This window comes from Micromonospora echinofusca (genome assembly GCF_017614955.1).
Lineage (GTDB): Bacteria > Actinomycetota > Actinomycetes > Mycobacteriales > Micromonosporaceae > Micromonospora > Micromonospora echinofusca_A.
In genome coordinates, this window is record NZ_WVUH01000043.1 from 1 (window position 1) to 18,517 (window position 18,517).

At 72.1% G+C, this 18,517-nt stretch carries 11 protein-coding genes; 3 read left to right on the forward strand and 8 right to left on the reverse strand.

Annotated features, from left to right (window positions below; genetic code table 11):
• The 6 genes from GSF22_RS07900 to GSF22_RS07925 form a co-directional block, all read right to left on the reverse strand.
• Positions 1–1,434 (reverse strand): type I polyketide synthase (locus tag GSF22_RS07900; protein WP_244366631.1); only part of this gene is annotated, 1,434 nt, incomplete at its 3' end.
• Positions 1,412–3,178 (reverse strand): fatty acyl-AMP ligase, encoded by a 1,767-nt coding sequence (locus tag GSF22_RS07905; RefSeq protein ID WP_208812370.1) that lies wholly within the window; start codon positions 3,176–3,178, stop codon positions 1,412–1,414. The genes GSF22_RS07905 and GSF22_RS07900, both read right to left, overlap by 23 nt.
• Entirely contained in the window at positions 3,171–4,451 is a 1,281-nt protein-coding gene (locus GSF22_RS07910; RefSeq protein ID WP_208812372.1) for an LLM class flavin-dependent oxidoreductase, read from the reverse strand. The genes GSF22_RS07905 and GSF22_RS07910 overlap by 8 nt, the downstream gene beginning before the upstream one ends.
• Before the next feature lie 30 nt (positions 4,452–4,481).
• Positions 4,482–7,868, reverse strand: a complete 3,387-nt coding sequence (locus GSF22_RS07915; RefSeq protein WP_208812374.1) for a non-ribosomal peptide synthetase — start codon at positions 7,866–7,868, stop codon at positions 4,482–4,484.
• Positions 7,869–7,950: 82 nt separating this feature from the next.
• Positions 7,951–8,160, reverse strand: a complete 210-nt coding sequence (locus GSF22_RS07920; protein WP_208812376.1) for an MbtH family protein — start codon at positions 8,158–8,160, stop codon at positions 7,951–7,953.
• A gap of 99 nt (positions 8,161–8,259) precedes the next feature.
• Positions 8,260–12,729 (reverse strand): non-ribosomal peptide synthetase, encoded by a 4,470-nt coding sequence (locus GSF22_RS07925; RefSeq protein ID WP_208812378.1) that lies wholly within the window; start codon positions 12,727–12,729, stop codon positions 8,260–8,262.
• A gap of 478 nt (positions 12,730–13,207) precedes the next feature.
• Between GSF22_RS07925 and GSF22_RS35625 the strand changes: the two genes are divergently transcribed.
• The 3 genes from GSF22_RS35625 (at position 13,208) to GSF22_RS07940 (ending at position 16,246) form a co-directional block, all read left to right on the forward strand.
• Positions 13,208–14,386 carry a cytochrome P450 gene (locus GSF22_RS35625; RefSeq protein ID WP_208812380.1) on the forward strand — a complete coding sequence of 393 codons (1,179 nt, stop codon included), beginning with the start codon at positions 13,208–13,210 and terminating at the stop codon, positions 14,384–14,386.
• Positions 14,387–14,418: 32 nt separating this feature from the next.
• Positions 14,419–15,543, forward strand: coding sequence for a hypothetical protein (locus GSF22_RS07935; RefSeq protein WP_208812382.1), 1,125 nt, complete (start codon positions 14,419–14,421; stop codon positions 15,541–15,543).
• Between the two features lie 64 nt (positions 15,544–15,607).
• On the forward strand, positions 15,608–16,246 hold the full coding sequence (locus tag GSF22_RS07940) for a flavin reductase family protein (RefSeq protein ID WP_208812384.1): 639 nt from the start codon (positions 15,608–15,610) through the stop codon (positions 16,244–16,246).
• A gap of 25 nt (positions 16,247–16,271) precedes the next feature.
• On the opposite strand, the gene GSF22_RS07945 is transcribed toward GSF22_RS07940, so the two are convergent.
• On the reverse strand, positions 16,272–16,841 hold the full coding sequence (locus tag GSF22_RS07945) for a GNAT family N-acetyltransferase (RefSeq protein WP_439957753.1): 570 nt from the start codon (positions 16,839–16,841) through the stop codon (positions 16,272–16,274).
• 57 nt (positions 16,842–16,898) lie between these two features.
• Complete coding sequence (locus GSF22_RS07950; RefSeq protein ID WP_208812388.1) at positions 16,899–18,395, reverse strand: MFS transporter; 1,497 nt, start codon at positions 18,393–18,395, stop codon at positions 16,899–16,901.
• Between the last annotated feature and the right edge of the window lie 122 nt (positions 18,396–18,517).

The following is an 18,517-nucleotide window of genomic DNA, read 5'->3' on the forward strand; positions in this document are numbered from 1 at the left end:
GTGCAGGGCGAGGACCGTCTTGATCAGTCCGGCCACCCCGGCGGCGGACTCCAGGTGACCGATGTTGCTCTTCACCGAGCCGATCAGGCAGGTCTCCCCCGCCGCCGCGTCGCCGTCGACAGCGGCACCGGTCTGCGTCCCGGCACCGGACCGGTCGGCGCCGTCGGCACGGGCCTCGGCCAGCGAGCGGGCCTCGATCGGGTCGCCGAGCGGGGTGCCGGTGCCGTGGCACTCGACGTACCGGGCGGCGTGCGGGGCGAGGCCGGCGTCGGCGTACGCGTCACGCAGCACGGCCCGCTGGGCGGCCGGGTTCGGGGCGGTCAGCCCGTTGGAGCCGCCGTCCTGGTTGACCGCGCTGCCCCGGATCACCGCGTACACCCGGTCGGAGGCGGCGCGGGCGTCGGAGAGCCGCTTGAGGACCAGCGCCCCGCAGCCCTCCCCCCGGCCGTAGCCGTCGGCGGTGGCGGCGAACGGCTTGCACCGGCCGTCCGGGGCGAGCATCCCGGCCTCGCCCAGCCCGAGGGAGAGTTCCGGTTCGACGAGCAGGTTCACCCCGCCGGCCACCGCCCGGTCGCACTCCCCGGCGCGCAGGGCCCGCACCGCGAGGTGCACCGCCACCAGCGACGACGAGCAGGCGGTGTCCACGGCGAGGCTGGGTCCGCGCCAGTCGAAGACGTACGAGAGCCGGTTGGCGGCCACCGCGAGGGCGTTGCCGGTGGCGGTGTGCCGGTTGATCAGGTCGGGGTCGGCGAGCTGCCGGTGGGCGTAGTCGTTGGTGGAGATGCCGACGAAGACGCCGGTCCGGGAGCCGCGCAGGGTGACCGGTCGTTCCCCGGCGTCCTCGACGGCCTCCCAGCAGACCTCCAGCAGCAGCCGCTGCTGCGGGTCCATCCGGTCGGCCTCGTCGGCAGTGATCCGGAAGAAGCTGGCGTCGAACCCGGTGATGTCCGGCAGGAAGCCACCCTCGGTGCCCGCCCCGGGCGCCCCGCCCGGCCAGCGGCCCTCGGGTACCGGCCCGACCGCGTCGGTACCGGCCAGCAGCAGCTGCCAGAAGGCCAGCGCGTCGGGGGCGCCGGGCATTCGGCAGGCCAGCCCGACGACGGCGACCGGGTCGTCGGCGGAAGGACCGCCCGGGCGTCCGGTCCGGCCCCGGTCCACGGTCCGGGACGGGGTGCCGGTCGCCGAGCCGGCCGGGTCGGCGAGGTGAGCCAGCAGCGCCGCCACCGTGGGGTGTTCGAACAGGACGGTCGGGTCCACCGGTCGGCCCAGTTTCTCCTGGACCCGTTCGGCCAGCCGGGCGACCTTCACCGAGTCCAGGCCGTTGCCGGCGAAGGTCTGGGTCGGGTCGATCTCGGCGGCCGGCCGGCCGGTGAGGGCGGCCAGCTCGGCGACCAGCCAGTCACGCAGCGGCTCAGCCGGTTCCCGCCGGTCCATTGTCGTCCCCCTCCTCGATCGGATCAATCTGCTGGTGGAGCACGGTCAGCTCACCGGCGCGCAGCGCGGCGGCGGTGGCCGAGCGGCGGATCTTGCCGCTGGAGGTCTTCAGCACCGAACGCGGCGCCACCAGGTGCACCGCGGCCAGCGGTACCTGGTGGACGGTGAGCACGGCCCCCCGGATCGCCCCGGCCAGCCGGCGCAGCTCCTCCGGGTCACGCGCGGTGACCTCCTGGATCACTGCGATGCCCTCGCCGAGCGGGTCGACGTGGGTGACCGCGGCCCCGCCGCCGCTGCGCAGCCGGGGGTCGACGGCCTGCACGGTCTCCTCCACGTCGTGCGGGTACACGTTGCGACCGCGCACGATCAGCAGGTCCTTGTGCCGGCCGGTGACGTAGAGCTGTCCGGCGCGCAGGAAGCCGAGGTCGCCGGTGCGCAGGAAACCGGTCGGGCCGGGCCCGTCGCCGGTGTCCGGGGTGGCGCCGAACGCGGCGGCGGTCTGTTCCGGCTTGCGCCAGTAGCCGCTGCTCAGGCTCGGCCCGAGGTACCAGATCTCACCGACCTGCCCCTCGGGCAGCTGCCGGCCCGTGTCCGGGTCGCAGATGCGCACGTCGTGGCCGGGTGCCGGCCGGCCGGAGCTGACCAGGTCCCGGCCCGGCTGGTCGGGTGCGACGGTGACGACCTGCCCGGCGGCGAGCTGGTCGGCGTCGACGCGCAGCACCCGGTCCGGTTCGTCCTGCCGGTGCGCGCCGGTGATCAGCAGGGACGCCTCGGCCATGCCGTAGCAACCGACCACGGTGGCCGGACGCAGCCCGTACGGCCGGTACGCCGCCTCGAAGGCGCGCAGCACCCGGGGGTTGATCGGCTCGGCACCGTTGAACGCGACCTGCCAGCTGGACAGGTCGAGTTTCTCGGTGTCGGCGGCCTCGGCCCGGCGGACGCAGAGCTGGTAGGCGAAGCTCGGGCCGCCGCTGATGGTGGCGCCGACCCGGGTGATCAGTTTCAGCCAACGCAGCGGCCGGTGCAGGAAGTGCAGCGGCGACATCAGGTAGCCGGGCATGCCCTTGTAGAGCGGGTAGAGCACGGTGCCGATCAGCCCCATGTCGTGGTACATCGGCAGCCAGGAGACCACCGTGCCGGTCGAGGGCCGGTGCACGAACCAGTCCATCGCGTCGAGGTTCGCCAGCAGGTTCTCGTGCCGCAGCAGCACCCCCTTCGGGGTGCCGGTGGAGCCGGAGGTGTACTGGAGCAGGGCCAGCGAGTCGGGGCGTACCGGTGCGGCCGGGTCGGGCGCGGCGGTGCCGGTACCGGCCGGGCGGGTGACCACCCACGGCACGTCGCGCAGCCGGGGGTGGTCGGCGGCCCCGGCGGCGAACGGCTGGCAGGTCGGGCTGGTCAGGATCACCTCGGCCCGGCAGTCGTCCACCACCCGGGCCAGGTTGGCCAGGCCCGGGCCGGGTTTACCGGGGGCCGGCGGGTACACCGGCACCGCGGCCACCCCGGCGAGCTGGCAGCCGAAGAACGCCACCAGGAAGTCCAGCCCGGCCTCGAAGACCAGCACCACCCGGGCGCCGGGGGCGACCCGCCGGGCGAGCTGCCCGGCGACGGTCGCCGCGTCGGCGGCGAGCTGCCCGTAGGTGAGGCTGCGCTGCTCCTCCTCACCGTCGGTGACGAAGGTGTAGGCCAGCTCGTCGCCCTGCCGCTGGGCCCGCTCGACCAGCAGCCGGGCCAGGGTGTCAGCCATCGCGCCGGTCCCCGGCCGCGCCGGCACCGCCGACGTGCAGCCGCCACAGCGACGCCGCGTCGAGCGCCCGCTGGGTGCCGACCTGCTGCTTGCTGACCCCCTCACGCTCCCACAGCAACGGGTACGCCTCGACGACCGGCGGTTCGAACTCCTCGATCGGCCGGACGTTGGCCATCGCCTTCTCGATGTACGGGGCGAGTTCGGCCTCCTTGCGGGCCTGCCGGACGGCGTGCCGCTCGGCGAACTCGGGCAGCACGTCGGTGCCGAGCAGGTCCAGCGACTCGCAGATGTGCTCGTGTTCGTACCGGCCACCCTGCTGGAGCAGGATGAGCTGGTCGACACCGGCCTCCTCCAGTTCGGCGAAGTGCGCCCGGGCGCCGGCCGGGTCGTTGACCCCGCCGAGACCGGCCATCGGCTCGGGTTCGCTGCGCTTGAACTCGGCCCACAGGTCGGTGCGGCCCGGTACGTGCGCGCCGTGCCGGTAGTAGTGCGCCAGCGCCCACTTGAAGAACTGCTGCCCCTCCAGGCCCCGGGCCCGGGCCACCTCGGCGTCGGGGTGCACCATCACCCCGGCGAGCATGGCCACGTTCGGGTTGACGGTCTGCCCGATCGGGGTGCACTCCTTCTTGAACGTCTCGTAGTACTCGTTGACCCAGAACCGGGCCTCCCCGGCGTCCATGAAGGAGAAGGTCAACGCGCCGACCCCGAGTCGGGCGGCCATCTTCAGGGTGTCCCGGTTGGTGCAGGCCACCCAGAGCGGCGGGTGCGGGCGCTGCGCCGGCTTGGGCACGATGTTGCGCGACGGCATCGAGAAGTACTTGCCCTTGTGGCCCGGGTACGGGGTGGCGGCCATCATCTTCGCCGCCTCGCGTACCCCCTCGGCCCACATGGCCCGCTTCTCGATGTAGTTGACCCGGAAGCCCTCCAGTTCCAGGCGGGAACTGGACTCCCCGGTCCCCCACTCGACCCGGCCGTTGCTGACCAGGTCGAGCATGCCGATCCGCTCGGCGACCCGGGCCGGGTGGTTGTACGCCGGGGCGGTCAGGTTGATGCCGTGGCCGATCCGCATCCGCTTGGTCCGTTGGCTGACCGCGGCCAGGAACACCTCCGGGGCGGTGGAGTGCGAGTACTCCTCCAGGAAGTGGTGCTCCTGCGCCCAGGCGTAGTCGATGCCCGCCTTCTCGCCGAGTTCGGCCCAGGTCAGCGCGTTGTTGATCAGCTCCTGTTCGCTGTCGTCGCGCCACGGCCGGGGTAGCTGGAGTTCAAAGAACATGCCGAACTGCATCGACATACCTCCCTCGGGTCACGAGGCGCGGGGCGCCTGTCCTCGCTCGGCGAGCAGGGTCGCCAGCAGCGCGTCGAGCTTGTCGTCAGGAAGTTCACCGACCAGGCGGCGGATGCCCTCGTGCCCGTCGGTCAACTGGCGTTGCCGGTCCAGGCCGGCCTGGACCAGGTTGGCGAGGTGCTCCACGGTCGGGGAACCGAACAGCTTCTGCATGACCAGCTCCACGCCGTACCGTTCCTGGAGCTTCACCACCAGCTGCGCGGCCCGGATGGAGTGCCCACCGAGTTCGAAGAAGTCGTCGTGCACGCCGACGGTGTCCAGGCCGAGGAAGTCCCGCACGATCTCGGTGATCTCGGCCTCCAGCGGGGTGCGCGGGGCCACGTACGCGGTCTCGGTGCTGCGGGTGTTGCCGCCCGGCGTCGGCAGGGCGTTGACGTCCAGCTTCCCGGTGCCGGTGCGGGGCAACTGGTCGAGGACCAGGAACCGGTCCGGCACCATGTACGCCGGCAGCACGTCGCGCATCTTGCGCCGCACGTCCGGGATGAGGTGCGTCTCCGGGTCGATCGCCGGTTCCCGGGGCACCAGGTACGCCACCAGGAGCTGGTCCTCGACGCCGTCCGGGTCGGGACGGACCGCCACGGCCGCCTCGGCGATCATGATGTGGCTCTCCGCGGCGGCGGTCACCTCACCCAGTTCGATCCGGTAGCCGCGCACCTTCACCTGGTCGTCGCGGCGGCCGACGAACTGCAACGCCCCGTCCGGGCGGTACCGGGCGAAGTCACCCGTGCGGTACATCCGCTCCCCGGGCGCCTCGGCGAACGGGTCGGGGACGAACCGCTCGGCGGTCAGCGCGGGCGACCCGGCGTAGCCCCGGGCCAGGCCGGCACCGGCGATGCACAGTTCACCGACCGCGCCGAACGGCACCGGGCGCAGCTCGTCGTCGACCAGGTAGCAGCGGGTGTTGCGGATCGGGTGGCCCAGCGGGACCGCCTCGTCCGCCACCAACCGGGTGACCGTGGCCCAGACGGTGGTCTCGGTCGGGCCGTACTGGGTCCACGCGCCGAGCTGGGTGTCCACCAGGTACGCGGCCAGGTCGTCGCCGACCCGTTCGCCACCGACCAGCGCGTTGATCCGTACCGGCTGGTCGGCGCGGCGCAGCAGCTGCCAGGCGGTGGCGGTACCGGAGATGACGGTGGCCCCACCGGCGGTCAGCGCGGCGGCGAACCGGTTGCCGTCGGCGATGTCGTCGCCGTCGACCAGGTGCACGGTGCCGCCGACCGACAGCGGGCCGAACAGCTCCGCCACCGAGGCGTCGAACGCCGGGGAGGCGATCGCGCCGAGCACCACCGAGGAGTCGAAGTCGTGCTCCTCGACCAGGGAGAGCAGGTAGTTCACCGCCGACCGGTGGCTGACCAGCACGCCCTTCGGGGTACCGGTCGAGCCGGAGGTGTAGATCTGGTAGGCGAGCGCGTCCGGGTCGATGACCGGTGCGGCGGCGCCGTCCGGTACGTCGGTACCCCAGTCGTCGGTGAGCAGCACCTGCTCCGGTGCGGCACCGAGTTCGGCGAGCCGGCCGGTGAGGTTCTTGTCGGCGGTGAGCAGCAGCCGCGCCCCGGAGCGCTGGAGCGTGCCGGCGTTGCGCCGTTCGCTGTGCGCCGGGTCCAGCGGCAGGTAGCAGCCACCGGCGCGGAGCACCGCGAGGGCCGCCACCACCAGTTCCGGGCTGCGCGGCAGCAGCACCGCGACGGGCTCCTCGGGGCGCAGCCCGGCCCGGGTCAGCCGGCCGGCCAGCGCCCGCGCCCGGGTGTCCAGTTCGGCGTAGCTGAGCCGGACGCCGGGGGCGGTCACCGCGACGGCGTGCGGGCGGCCGGCGATCTGCCGGTCCACCAGGTCCACCACGGTCACCGGCGGCAGGTCCCGCTGCGGGCCGGCGGCCAGTTCGGCCAGTTGCCGGGTCTCGGCGTCCGGCAGCGGCCAGAGCCGGCCCAGCGGCTCGTCCGGCAGCATCAGCAGCATCCGGGTGGCCACCACGAACCGCTCGGCGAGCCGTCGGGCGGTACGCGGGTCGAACAGGTCGCTGCGGAAGACCAGACCGCCGTGCAGGTGCGGCTGGTCGCGCAGGTGCAGCTCCAGGTCGGCCCGGGCGGTACGCCAGCCGAGCTGCACCGGCGTGGCGGGCAGCCCGGCGAAGTCGGCGGCCGGGGCGCCCGGCTGGAGGACGAACAGCACCGGCAGCGGTCCGGCGTGCGCGGCGCTGCGCGGCAGTTTCAGCTCCTCCACCACCCGGTCGAAGGGCAGCTTCTGGTGGGCCAGGGCGGCCAGGGTGGTCTCCCGGACCCCGGCGAGCAGGTCCCGGAAGCCGAGCCGGGGGTCCACGTCATTACGGAAGGCCAGGGTGTTGGTGAAGTTGCCGATCAGGTCGTGGGTCTGGGCCAGTTCCCGGCCGGCGACCGCACCACCGACCACGACGTCCCGCTGGCCGGTGGTCATCGCCAGCACCACGTTCAGCGCGGCGAGCAGCACCACGTACGGCGTGGTGTTGGTCTCCCGGGCGAACCGGCGGACCGCCGCGTCGAGGTCGGTGCCGAACTCGACCGGCGCCCAGTCCCCGGCGTAGGTGAACTCGGCGGCCCGGGGCTTGTCCACCGGCAGTTCCGGCGGGCGCAGGTCGGCGAGCCGGTCGCGCCAGTACGCCCGCTCGGTGTCGTACGCCGGGTCGTCGCCGCCGGCCTGCCAGGCGGCCATGTCGGCGAAGCGGATCGGCAGCGGGGCCAGGTCGGCCGGCTGCCCGGCGACCCGGGCCGCGTAGAGCGTGGCGAGGTCGCGCAGCGCGACGGTGAGCGCCCAGCCGTCGGCGATGACGTGGTGCACGACCACCAGCAGCACGTCCCGGTCGGCGAGTCGGTAGACCACCAGCCGGGCCAGCGGGCCGGTGCCGAGGTTCATCGGCTCGTCGGTGACCCCGGTGGCGCGGGCGGTCGCGGTGGCCAGCCCGTCCCCGGCCGGTACGTCGGTCAGGTCGACCACGTCCAGCCGGGGACGGGCACCGTCGGCCAGCACCTGTCGGGGCTCGCCGCCGGTGGCGTCGATGACGGTACGCAGGATGTCGTGCCGCCCGACCAGGTCGTCGAGCGCCCCGGCCAGCGCGTCGGTGTCGACCCGGCCGTCGAGCACCGCGCAGTGGCTGAGGTTGAAGGCGGCGGATCCCGGACGCAACTGCTCCAGGAACCACAGCCGTTGCTGGGCCGGGCTCAGCGGCGCGGGTCCCGTCCCGTACGACGGGATCGGCCGCTCCGTCGGCGCGGCCGCACCGGGCCCGTCGCCGTCGGCGGCACCGGACCGCCAGCGTTGCAGCAGCCTGGCCTTGGCCGGGGAGAGACCGGCGCCCGGATCGGGGACGTTCATTGACAGCCTCCGTGGTCGGATGGGGACACCGCGCAGGGTGGATCGGGCAGCGCCACGGCCGGGGCCGGCCGGCGCGGACGGGTCAGGCCGAGGTGGCCATCCGCTCCCGGAGGGAACGCGGGCGCAGGTCGCTCCAGACCTGCTCGATGTGGGCCAGGCAGTCGGCCCGGGTGCCCTCGAAGCCGGCCTTGCGCCAGCCGGCGGGCAGGTCCCGGTCGGCCCACCAGACGGAGTACTGCTCCTCGTCGTTGACCACGACGGCGTGGGTGACCTCGGCGGTCTCGTTGCTCATCGGTTTCTCCTCGATGGATGTCGGTTCGCGGGGCGGCCGGGCGGCCGGGTCGGGGCGTCGGGGCGCCGACCCGGCCGCCGGCGGTTCACCGGGGGCTTCTCACCGCTTGCGCGGGAACGCGCTCGGCGGGTCGAGGTGCCCGTGCCGGACGAGGAAGTCCAGGCAGTCGTGCATGTACTTCTCGTCCAGCGGGGCCGGCTCGTAGCCGGTGCCCTTGATGCCGTCGAGCAGGTTGATGCACTCCATCCGGTTGTCGATGGCCTGCTCGGTCTCCATGCTCATCTCCAGGCCGGCGTCGCCGGAGGTGTAGAGCAGCAGGACCGGGACCATCGGGTAGACCGGGTGGTCGGGGCCGGCGTTGATGGCCAACTGCACCGCCTCGTCGAAGTCGACGACCTCGAACGGGTACCCGTAGGACTTGATCCACGGGAACAGCGCGTTGTGCGGGATCGCGTCGGTGTTCCAGAGGTGGTAGATGTTGCCCAGCGACGCCTCCTGCCGGGACACGTGCACCATGGCGGCGCTGGCGTAGTCCAGGGTGATGGCGTTCATGGACTCCGGGTAGTCCGGCAGGATGCCGAACTCCAGGAAGCCGCGCAGCGCGGTGAGCACGTAGTTCTGCGCGTGGCAGGCACCGGTACGCGGGTGGCCCATCATGATCGACGGCCGGTAGATGGTCACCGGCAGGCCCCGCTCGCGGGCCTTCATGATGATCTTCTCGCTGACCCACTTGCTCTGCGGGTAGCTGAACGGCACCTGCGGGGGCTTCGCCGGCAGGTCCACCTCGAGGAACGGCCGGTTCATGTGGCCGGCGATGAACACGTCGATGGTGGAGACGAAGTGCACCTGCTTGGTCTTGTACCGCGACGCCAGCCGCAGCATCTCGACCGTGCCGTCCACGTTGGGGGCCTTCAGTGCCGAGTACGGCAGCGAGAAGTTCACCAGCGCGCCGTTGTGGTAGATCGTGTCGATCACCTTGGCCAGGTCGTCGAAGTTCGACGGGGAGAGGCCGAACAGCGGCCGGCCCAGGTCACCGATGACCGCCTTGACCCGGCGCTCGAACCGGTCGTCCCACGGCACCTCGTACATCGCGCAGCTGTTCTTCAACCGGGCCATACCGCCCGCGACGTCGCGGGCCCGGACCAGGCAGTAGATGTCCGCGTCGGTCTGCTCGATGAGCTGGTCGAGCAGGAAGACACCGAAGTAGCCGGTGGCACCGGTCAGGAAGATCGCCTTCGGCGCGAAGAAGTCCGCCTGCGGCAGCCCCTCACCGGTGATGGTCTCGTCGAGCACCGCCTCCCGGTCCAGGTCGTCGACCGCGTCCCGGGTGGCCTTGAGGCCCTCGAAACCCTCCCGCTCGTACAGCTCCACCCGGGCGGCCACCCCGGCCACCGTGGGGGTGCTGAACAGCGCGTGCAGCGGCAGTTCCATGCCGTACGCCTTGGACAGCCGGGCGCCGACCCGGGACAGCTGCAACGAGCTGCCGCCGAAGGAGAAGAAGTCGTCGTGCAGGCCGACCCGGGCCACGTTCAGGGCCTCGGCGAAGACGTCCGCGATCTCCTTCTCGATGCGCCGGCGGGGAACCTCGCCGGTGGGCAGCGAGACCGCCTTGACCTCCGGCTCGGGCAGCGCCCGCCGGTCGACCTTGCCGTGCGCGTTGAGCGGGAACTCGGCGCAGGACACGATCGCGCTGGGGATCATGTAACCGGGCAGCAGCTTCTGCAGGTGACCGGTCAGCTCGGCGGTGGTCGGGGCCTCCGTGCCCTCGGCCGGGATCACCCAGGCCACCAGCGAACCCTCGTCGGTGGGCAGGCTCTTGCGCAGGTCCACCACCGCGCTGGTCACGCCGGGGTGCTGCTGGAGGGCGTTCTCGATCTCACCCAGTTCGATCCGGAAGCCCCGGATCTTGACCTGGGTGTCGACCCGGCCGAGGAACTCCAGCCGGCCGTCGGCCAGGTAGCGGGCCAGGTCACCGGTCCGGTAGAGCCGGTCGCCCGGCGCACCGAACGGGTTCGGGATGAACCGGTCCGCGGTCAGTCCCGGCTGACCCAGGTAGCCCCGGGCCAGGCCGTCACCGGCCACGTGGATCTCACCGGGCACCCCGACCGGTACCGGCTGGAGGTTGGCGTCCAGCAGGTAGACCTGGGTGTTCTGGATCGGCCGGCCGATCGGGACACTCGCCCCGTCCTCCTCGGCACCGGAGAGCTGGGCGGTGGCCCAGACGGTCACCTCGGTGGGGCCGTAGTCGTTGTAGAGCTTCGTCCACGGCAGCAGCTTGTAGTGGTCCACCGCGAGCTGCGCGGGGAACACGTCGCCACCGGCCGAGATGTCCTTCAGCGAGATGAGCTGCCGGCCACCGGCCGCGAGCAGCAGCTGGTAGTACGACGGCATGTGGGTGATGTGCGTGATCCGCTCGGTCTGCACCAGCCGGGCCAGCAGCGCGGGGTTGCGCACCTGGTCCTCGCTGGGCAGCACGATCCGGCCACCGGTGAGCAGCGTCCAGTACAGACCCGCGGCGGAGGCGTCGAAGGAGAGCGCCACCGGGATCGCGTAGGACTCCGGCGCCTCCCGCCCGAACGCGCTGCGCGCCAGGGTGGAGTTGACGATCTGCCGGTGCGGGACCACCACGCCCTTCGGGCGACCGGTGGAGCCGGAGGTGTAGATCACGTACGCGGTGTTGGCCGGGTCGACGACCACCTCGGGGGCGGTGTCGCTGCCGGCGAGCACCTCGTCGGCCTCCGGGGCGATCCGCAGCAGGGCCGGGTCGTCGGCCAGCGACTCGATCGCCTCGCTGGAGATGACGATCCGGGCACCGGCGTCGGCGATCACCGCGCGCATCCGGTCACCGGGCTGTTCCGGGTCGACCGGCACGTACCCGCCGCCGGCCTTGAGCACCGCGAGGAACCCGACGACGGTGCTGACCCGCCGGTGCGCCATGACCGCGACCAGTTCCTCCGGGCCCACCCCGTGGCCGCGCAGGTGGTTGGCCAGCTTGTTGGCCCAGCTGTCCAGCTCGCGGTAGGTGAGCCGCTGTCCGCCGGACATCACCGCCCAGGCGTCCGGGGTCCGCTCGGCCTGCTCGGCGATCAGCGTGTGCAGGATCGGGCTGGCCGGCAGCTCGGCGGCGGTGTCGTTCCACTGCCGCAGCACCAGGTCGGTCTCGGCGTCGGAGAGCATCTTCAGGTCGGCGCACCGCCGGTCCGGGTCGGCCAGCGCCGCGCCCAGCAGCGCGGCCAGGTGACCGAGGAACCGCTCGACGGTCTCCGGCTTGAACAGTTCGGCGTTGTACTCGCCGACCAGCTCGTACCCGTCACCGCCGTCGTGGGCGTAGACGGTCAGGTCGAACGCCGACAGGCCGGTGTCCACGTCGGCCACCGACCAGGACGTGCCACCCACCTCGCGGGTACCGAAGGTCGAACTGCGGTCGACGAAGCGCACCTGGTGCAGCGGCGACCGGCTGAAGTCGGCCTCCGGCTTGAGCTGCGCCACGACCTGCTCGAACGGCAGTCGCTGGTGCTGCTCGGCCTCGGTGCGGGCGGCGGCCACCCGGTCGACCAGCTGCCGGAAGCTCGGCTCGCCGCCGAGGTCCGCGCGGACCACCACGGTGTTCTCCAGCGGCGCCAGCACCCCGGCGTACGCCGACTCGATCCGGCCGTCCACCGGCAGACCGACGGTGATGTCCTGCTCCAGCGTGTACCGGCTGAGCACCGCGACCAGCGCGGCGAGGGTCACCTCGGACAGGCCGGTGCCCTGGGCGTCGGCGAGCTGCCGGGCCAGGCCGACCTGGTCGGCGTCGAGCCGACGGGTCACCCGGGCACCGCTGAGCGACGGCATCCGGTCCACCGGCCGGGGCCGGTCGGTCGGCAGCTCCAGGGTCGGCACCGCGGCCAGCCGCTTGGTCCAGAACTCGGTCTCCCGGCGGGCCTGCGGCGTACCCAGCCAGGTGCGCTCGTGGCGGACCACGTCGGCCAGGGACATCGTCGGCTCGGCGACCGCCGGTGCGGTACCGGTGGTGGCCAGCCCGTGGTAGATGTCGGCCAGTTCGCCCAGCAGCAGGTCCGTGGTGGCCTCGTCGGCGAGCATCTGGTGCGCGGTGAAGATCACCTCGTGGTGCTCGGGTCCGCGCCGGAGCACCGACAGCCGCAGCAGCGGCGCGGTCTCCAGGTCGAACGCCCGCCCGGCCTCCCGGACCCGTACCCGGTGCACCTCGTCGGCGTCGTCCGCCACGTCCAGCACCGTGACACCGGGGCGTACGCTCCCCGGCTCGGCGAGCCCGCGCACCGGCCGGCCCTCCACTGCCACGTAGCTGGTCCGCAGGCTCTCGTGGGCGTCGACGAGTGCGTCGAGCGCCCGGTTCAATACGTCCACGTCCAGCCCGCCGCGTACCTCGACGACCCGGACCACGTGGGTGGGCACCTGGGGCGACACCTGGTGCAACACCCAGTAGCGACGCTGCGACGGCAGCAGCCGCTCACCTTCACGGTCACCGTCCTGGCCGAGTAACTGGGCCAGCAGGGCGCGCTTTTCCTCATCGGACAGCTCTGCTACCTGTTCGCGAACACTCGACACTGCTTCCCGCCCTCTCTCGATCCAGCGGCACAATTACGTGGATGGATCAACACGGGTTACACGCTAACGAGCGCATCGCGCAAGAAGCCGAGGATTGACGGAAATCTTGCTGGCTAGAAGGATCGATACGTTAACCCGCCGGTCAACCACCAACCCCCTACCTGCCAGCGCTTTCAAGACATCGAAATATCTGTCAGCCGACCTTGACACCATTTCCGTCGGGGCCGAAGAATCCACTCATGCCTCGCCCAGGCACAACCCAATTCAGACTTACTCGCAACAGTCGTCAGGGGCGAAGCAAGGTAACGTCGCGATATGCCCCTGGCTTTCCGATCCCACCGACCCGAAAGGGGGGACCCGCCATGCGTTACCTGCACTGAAACTAAGCAGCGTCGTGGTCCGGCACGCCTCGCGTGCCGGACCACGACCACCCGCATCGGCAGGTATCCGGCCGGCAGGCCAGACAGGCAGGTCGAAAGTGAGCAACCAGGACGAGCTGTTCAATCCGCTCGACCCCGAGGTCATCCGGGACCCGTACCCCGTCTACCGGCGGTTGCGGGAAGAGGATCCGGTGCACTGGCATTCCGAGCTCGGCGCCTGGGTGCTGACCCGGCACGCCGACTGCCTCCAGGCACTGAAGAACCCGGCCGTGTTCGCCGCGGACTTCCGTAAGGTGGGCATCCCCACCCCGGGTCCGCTGCTGAGCCTGCAGACCCTCGACCCGCCGGACCAGACGCCGCTGCGGCACTTCGCCATCGACGCGCTGCGCTCCCAGGACCTGGGCACCCTGGAGCGGAACGCCGAGGAACGCGCCGCCCGGCTGCTCGACGAGATCGCCGGCCGGGACAGCATCAACTTCGTCACCGACTTCGCCACCCCGTTCACCCTGGGCACCATCTCCCAGCTGGTCGGCATGCCGCCACCGGAGGCCGACGAGGAGTGGCGGCAGCGCAACGACGAGCTGCACCGCAGCATGGACGCCGGCCTGGACCCGAACAGCGAGGAGGCCGGGCTCGCGGCCCGCCAGCACTTCAGCGACTTCGTCGGCCGGTGGCTGGCCGGTGGACCGACCGAGGGCATCTCCGGTTTCGTCGCCACCAACCGCAGCAAGGTCGACTACACCGACGCGGTCCTCAACAACTCGCTGCGCGCGTTCTGGCACGCGGGGTTCGAGGTACCGGCCCGGTTCCTGGGCAACGCGCTGACCACCCTGCTGAACCGTCCCGAGCTGCTGCCGCAGTTCTTCGCCGACGTGGACGCCGGGGTCGAGGAGCTGGTCCGGTTCTCCGGGCCGGTGCACGTGGTCAGCCGGGTCTGCACCGAGGACGTCACCATCGACGACCGCCGGCTGCGCCGGGGCGACATGGTGATCATCGTGCTCGCCGCCGCCAACCGTGACCCGGCCCGGTTCGACGACCCGGAGAACCTGGTGCTGACCCGCTCCCCCAACCCGCACCTGGGCTTCGGGCGGGGTGCGCACTCCTGCCTCGGCAACGCGGTGGCCCGGATCGAGGCCCGGGTCGCCCTGCCGGCCCTGCTGCGTCGCTTCCCCGACCTGCGGATCGACGGCGAGCTGGCCTGGTGGGAGAACGCCACGCTGCGTGGCCACTCGGCCATCCCGGTCGCCCTGCACGGCGAGCCGGCTGCCGTCCGCTAGCTGACGACCACCCCCACGTCGAAGGAGCTGCCATGCCGGGCGATCCGGGTGTCATGCCGTCCAGCGCCGTTCCGCTCGTGGTGATCCCCGAGCCAGTCAACCGGCAACGGCCCCGCTTCGACCAGTCCGTCCGGGAGTTGTGGGCCCAGGCCGAGGCGAGCCTGGGCGCACTGATCGACATGATCGGCCGTAGCGGGGGCACCCCGATCGACAAGCACTTCCGGTTCGCCGTGGAGAGTCTCGGTACGCTGGGCCGCCGCCTCGCGGCCGTCGCCCCGGTGGAGGGGGCGGAGCAGCTTCCACCCCCGGTACCGGTGCACTCGGACTACTTCCGGGTCCGGCACGCCGCGCTCAACCCGGAGCAGCAGGCCGCCCAGGCGGTGGTGAACACCTTCCGCACCCTGGCCGACCTGCGGCTGACCATGCTGGAGATCAACGACGTGCTGGCCGAGCTGACCAGCATGGCGGCGCTGCTGGAGCTGCTGCGCCCCGAGCCCGACCCGACGGCCACCGTACCGGCGGAACGGGCCAACGGCCGGGTGACCGAGCAGAGCTGGTTCGAACCGAGCGGTGACTGGTTGGACCGCTGGTTCCTGGTGCACCACTTCTACTTCCTGGTCAACGTGCACACCGCCGACGAGCTGCGGCGGGCCTGCGAGCTGGTGGAGGCCGGCGACGACGCGGCGGCGACCCGGGCGCTCACCACGGCCGCCACGCTGATCCGGGGCTTCACCGCCGGGATGATCCACAGTGGCGCCCTGCCGGCCCGGTACTACCAGGAGGTGATCCGGCCGACCATGGCACCCCCGTTCGTCCGGATCAACCTCACCGGGGTGATGCAGCTCGAACACCGTCGCTACCGGGCCGCCGTCGACGAACTGCTGCGGGTACTGCCCGAGCCGTACGCCGACCTGTACGTCACCCGGCCGCAACTGGCCGCCGCCCGGGACGAGGTCCTCGAAGCCGACCTGCTCGACCTGGAACGGCACGTGACGCTCGCCGCGGTGCTGGTCGGCAACGACCGTTCCCTGGTCCAGCCCGGCAAGATCGCGCAGAACGCCACCAGCATGCTCCGCGAGATGCGGCACCTGCGCGCCGTCAAGTACTGCCCGCTCATGCAGTTCGGCGACCAGTGGCTCAACCGGATGCCGCGGTGAGTCACCGACCCCGGCCCGCGTCGCCCGTCGACGCGGACCGGGGTCACCGCTGATTGGAGTCCGCATGTCATCGCAGCCGCCCATCGCCCCAGGCCAGCTCACCGAGCCGCTGGAGATCGCACCCGCCGACTGGCGCAAGCCGGACGTCTACCAGCTCATCACCTCGCTGGTGGTACCCCGACCGATCGCCTGGGTGTCTACCGTGGCGCCGACCGGACACCGGAACCTGGCCCCGTACTCGTACTTCAGTCTGGTCGCCGACCACCCGCCACACGTCGCGTTCTCCTCCATCGGGGAGAAGGACACCCTGCGCAACATCCGGGCCACCGGCGAGTTCGTCATCAACATCGCCGACCAGAGCCTGCTCAAACAGCTCGACGCCACCGGCAGCCACTTCGACGCCGAGGTCGACGAGTTCGGCGAGGTGGGGCTGACCCCGGCGCCGTCGGTCCGGGTCCGGCCGGACCGGGTCCAGGAGGCCCGCGCGCACCTGGAGTGCCGGGTGGCCGCGATCCACCCGGTCGGCAACGGCAACCTCGTCGTCGGCGAGGTGGTCCACGTGCACGTCGAGCCGGAGGTGTGGCGGGACGGGCGGGTCGACAGCACCCTGCTGGACCCGGTGCTCCGCCTCTCCCGCTGCTACGGGCGGCTGAGCACCGAGGTCACCGAGGAGGAGGAGCCGGCGCCGCACGTCTTCACCTGAGGGGCCGCGCCGGCCCCGGCCGGGCTCACCAGACGTCGCCGTCGCGCCAGTCGCAGACCAGCGGCTCGGACACCTCCAGCGGTACCGCACCGGGCAGGACGAAGACGCCGCCGTCGTCGTCGGCGGTGCGGCGGACACCCTCCGGGCCGAGCACCGAGGTCGGCCCGGTCCAGCGCAGCCAACCCCGGGCCGCGTAGAACCCGAGGGCCTCCTCGCTGCTGCTCAGCGCCCCGAGGTCGTAGCCGCCCGCGACCACCCGCTCCAGTTCCGTCAGCACCGCGGCCCCGTACCCGCGCCCGCGCCGGTCGGCCCGGACCGCGACGCCCTCGACGTAGCCGGCGCGCAGCGCCCGTCCCCGGTACAGCAACCGCCGTTGCACCACCGCGCCGTGCCCGACCAGCTCGTCGCCCTCCAGGACCAGCGCGTGTACCCCGCCCAGGGAGTGCTCCCAGTCCTCGTCGGAGAAGTCGCCGTCGAAGGCCGTGGTCAGCAGTGCCCGGATCGCGGTCCGGGTCGCGGCGTCCAGATCAGCCGTGTGCGCGGTACAGATTCCGGTCATCAACCCATCCTCTCCCGGTCGTCGGCGCCCGGACATGACGGTGGGCCGCACCCGTGACGGGTACGGCCCACCGGCGTCGTCCACCCGGGAGGGTCAGTCCTCCTTGGGCGGCGGGCCCATCATCATCATGGGCGGCGGCGCGATCGCCCCCTTCGGCAGGGCCAGGACACAGACCGCGACCAGCACCGGCAGGATCAGGGCGGTGAGGAAACCGGCCCGGTAGCCGGACATCAGCGCCTCGGCCGAGCCGTCCACGCCGCCGGCCGCCACCCGCACCACGACCACGTTGAGCAGGGCGAGGGAGAGGACGCCACCGATCTGCTGGGAGGTCGAGAGCAGGCCGGAGGCCAGACCCTGCTCGGTCGGGGGGACCCCGGTGGTCGCCACGAACATGGCCGGCGCGAAGCCGAGACCACCGCCGATGCCGAAGATCACCAGGCCCGGCACGATGTGCAGCAGGTAGTTGCCGTCGGCCGGGGTCATGGAGAGCAGCACGATGCCGACCGCACTGCACGCGGCGGCGATCAGCAGCACGTTCTTCACCCCGAACTTGGCCACCGCGGCACCGGACTTCAGTGCCGCCACGGTGATCAGCGCCGAGACCGGGGCGAAGGTAAGGCCCGCCTGGAGCGACGAGGCACCGAGAACCTGCTGCATCACCAGGGCCGCGAAGAAGACCACGGCCATGGTGGCGCCGGCCGAGGCGAAGCAGATGACGTTGCCCAGGCTGACGTGCCGGTTGCGGAACAGGCCCAGCGGCACCATCGGCTGGCTGACCCGACGCTCGACAAACCAGAAGACCGCCAGCAGCACCAGGCCGGCCAGGCCGGTCAGCAGGACCACGGGCCGGAAGCCGCCGTTGCCGGCCTGCGAGGCGGCGGTGACCAGCAGCACCATGCCGGCGGTGAGGAGGCTCGCGCCGACCAGGTCGGTCTTGCCGCTCTGCCGCTCGCGCTGGTCGCTGACCTGCCGCAGCACCGCCACGATGACCAGCAGCGCGAAGGGCAGGTTGATCAGGAAGATCAGGCGCCAGCTCGCCAGCTCGGTGAGGATACCGCCGAGGAGCTGGCCGACGACCGCGCTGCCGGAGGAGACCGCACCCCAGGCGGCCAGGGCCTTCGCCTTGCCGGCGCCCTCGCCGAAGCTCACCATCACCATGGCCAGCGCGGCCGGCGAGACCATCGCCGCGCCGAGGCCCTGCACACCCCGGGAGAGGAAGAGCACCAGCCCGCTGTCGGCCACGCCGCAGCCGAGCGAGCCGAGGGCGAACACCACCAGACCGACCAGCAGCATCCGGCGGGCGCCGAACAGGTCGGCGAAGCGTCCGGCGGTGACCAGGAAACCGCCGAAGGTCAGCGCGTACGCCGTGCCGACCCACATGATGTCGGCGGCGCCGATACCCAGGTCGAGCTGGATGGTCGGCATGGCCACGGCCACCACGGCGACGTCGAGGATCAGCATGAACTGCGCGAGGCAGAGTACCGCCAGCAGGGCGCGTCCCGCCCCCGGTGGTGCCGCTGCGGCTGTGCCGTCGGCGCCGGGCGACGGCAGCCCCGCGCTCTCGGCCGACTTGTTGGTCTCGGTGCTCATCGAGTGATCCTCCGGTTGGTGTCCGAGCGTTCTTCTCGGTCGCGTCAACCCGTCGCCGACACTGGCGCCTGGTTGGTCAGATGTACGGATGGCCCCGCCGGCAAGGGTGCGACACCTGCCCT

Bases quoted from the DNA above. Each gene is read 5' to 3' on its own strand.
- GSF22_RS07905 (WP_208812370.1), bottom strand. From the start codon at position 3,178: ATGGCTGACACCCTGGCCCGGCTGCTGGTCGAGCGGGCCCAGCGGCAG.
- GSF22_RS07910 (WP_208812372.1), bottom strand. From the start codon at position 4,451: ATGTTCTTTGAACTCCAGCTACCCCGGCCGTGGCGCGACGACAGCGAA.
- GSF22_RS07915 (WP_208812374.1), bottom strand. From the start codon at position 7,868: ATGAACGTCCCCGATCCGGGCGCCGGTCTCTCCCCGGCCAAGGCCAGG.
- GSF22_RS07920 (WP_208812376.1), bottom strand. From the start codon at position 8,160: ATGAGCAACGAGACCGCCGAGGTCACCCACGCCGTCGTGGTCAACGAC.
- GSF22_RS07935 (WP_208812382.1), top strand. From the start codon at position 14,419: ATGCCGGGCGATCCGGGTGTCATGCCGTCCAGCGCCGTTCCGCTCGTG.
- GSF22_RS07940 (WP_208812384.1), top strand. From the start codon at position 15,608: ATGTCATCGCAGCCGCCCATCGCCCCAGGCCAGCTCACCGAGCCGCTG.
- GSF22_RS07945 (WP_439957753.1), bottom strand. From the start codon at position 16,841: ATGTCCGGGCGCCGACGACCGGGAGAGGATGGGTTGATGACCGGAATC.
- GSF22_RS07950 (WP_208812388.1), bottom strand. From the start codon at position 18,395: ATGAGCACCGAGACCAACAAGTCGGCCGAGAGCGCGGGGCTGCCGTCG.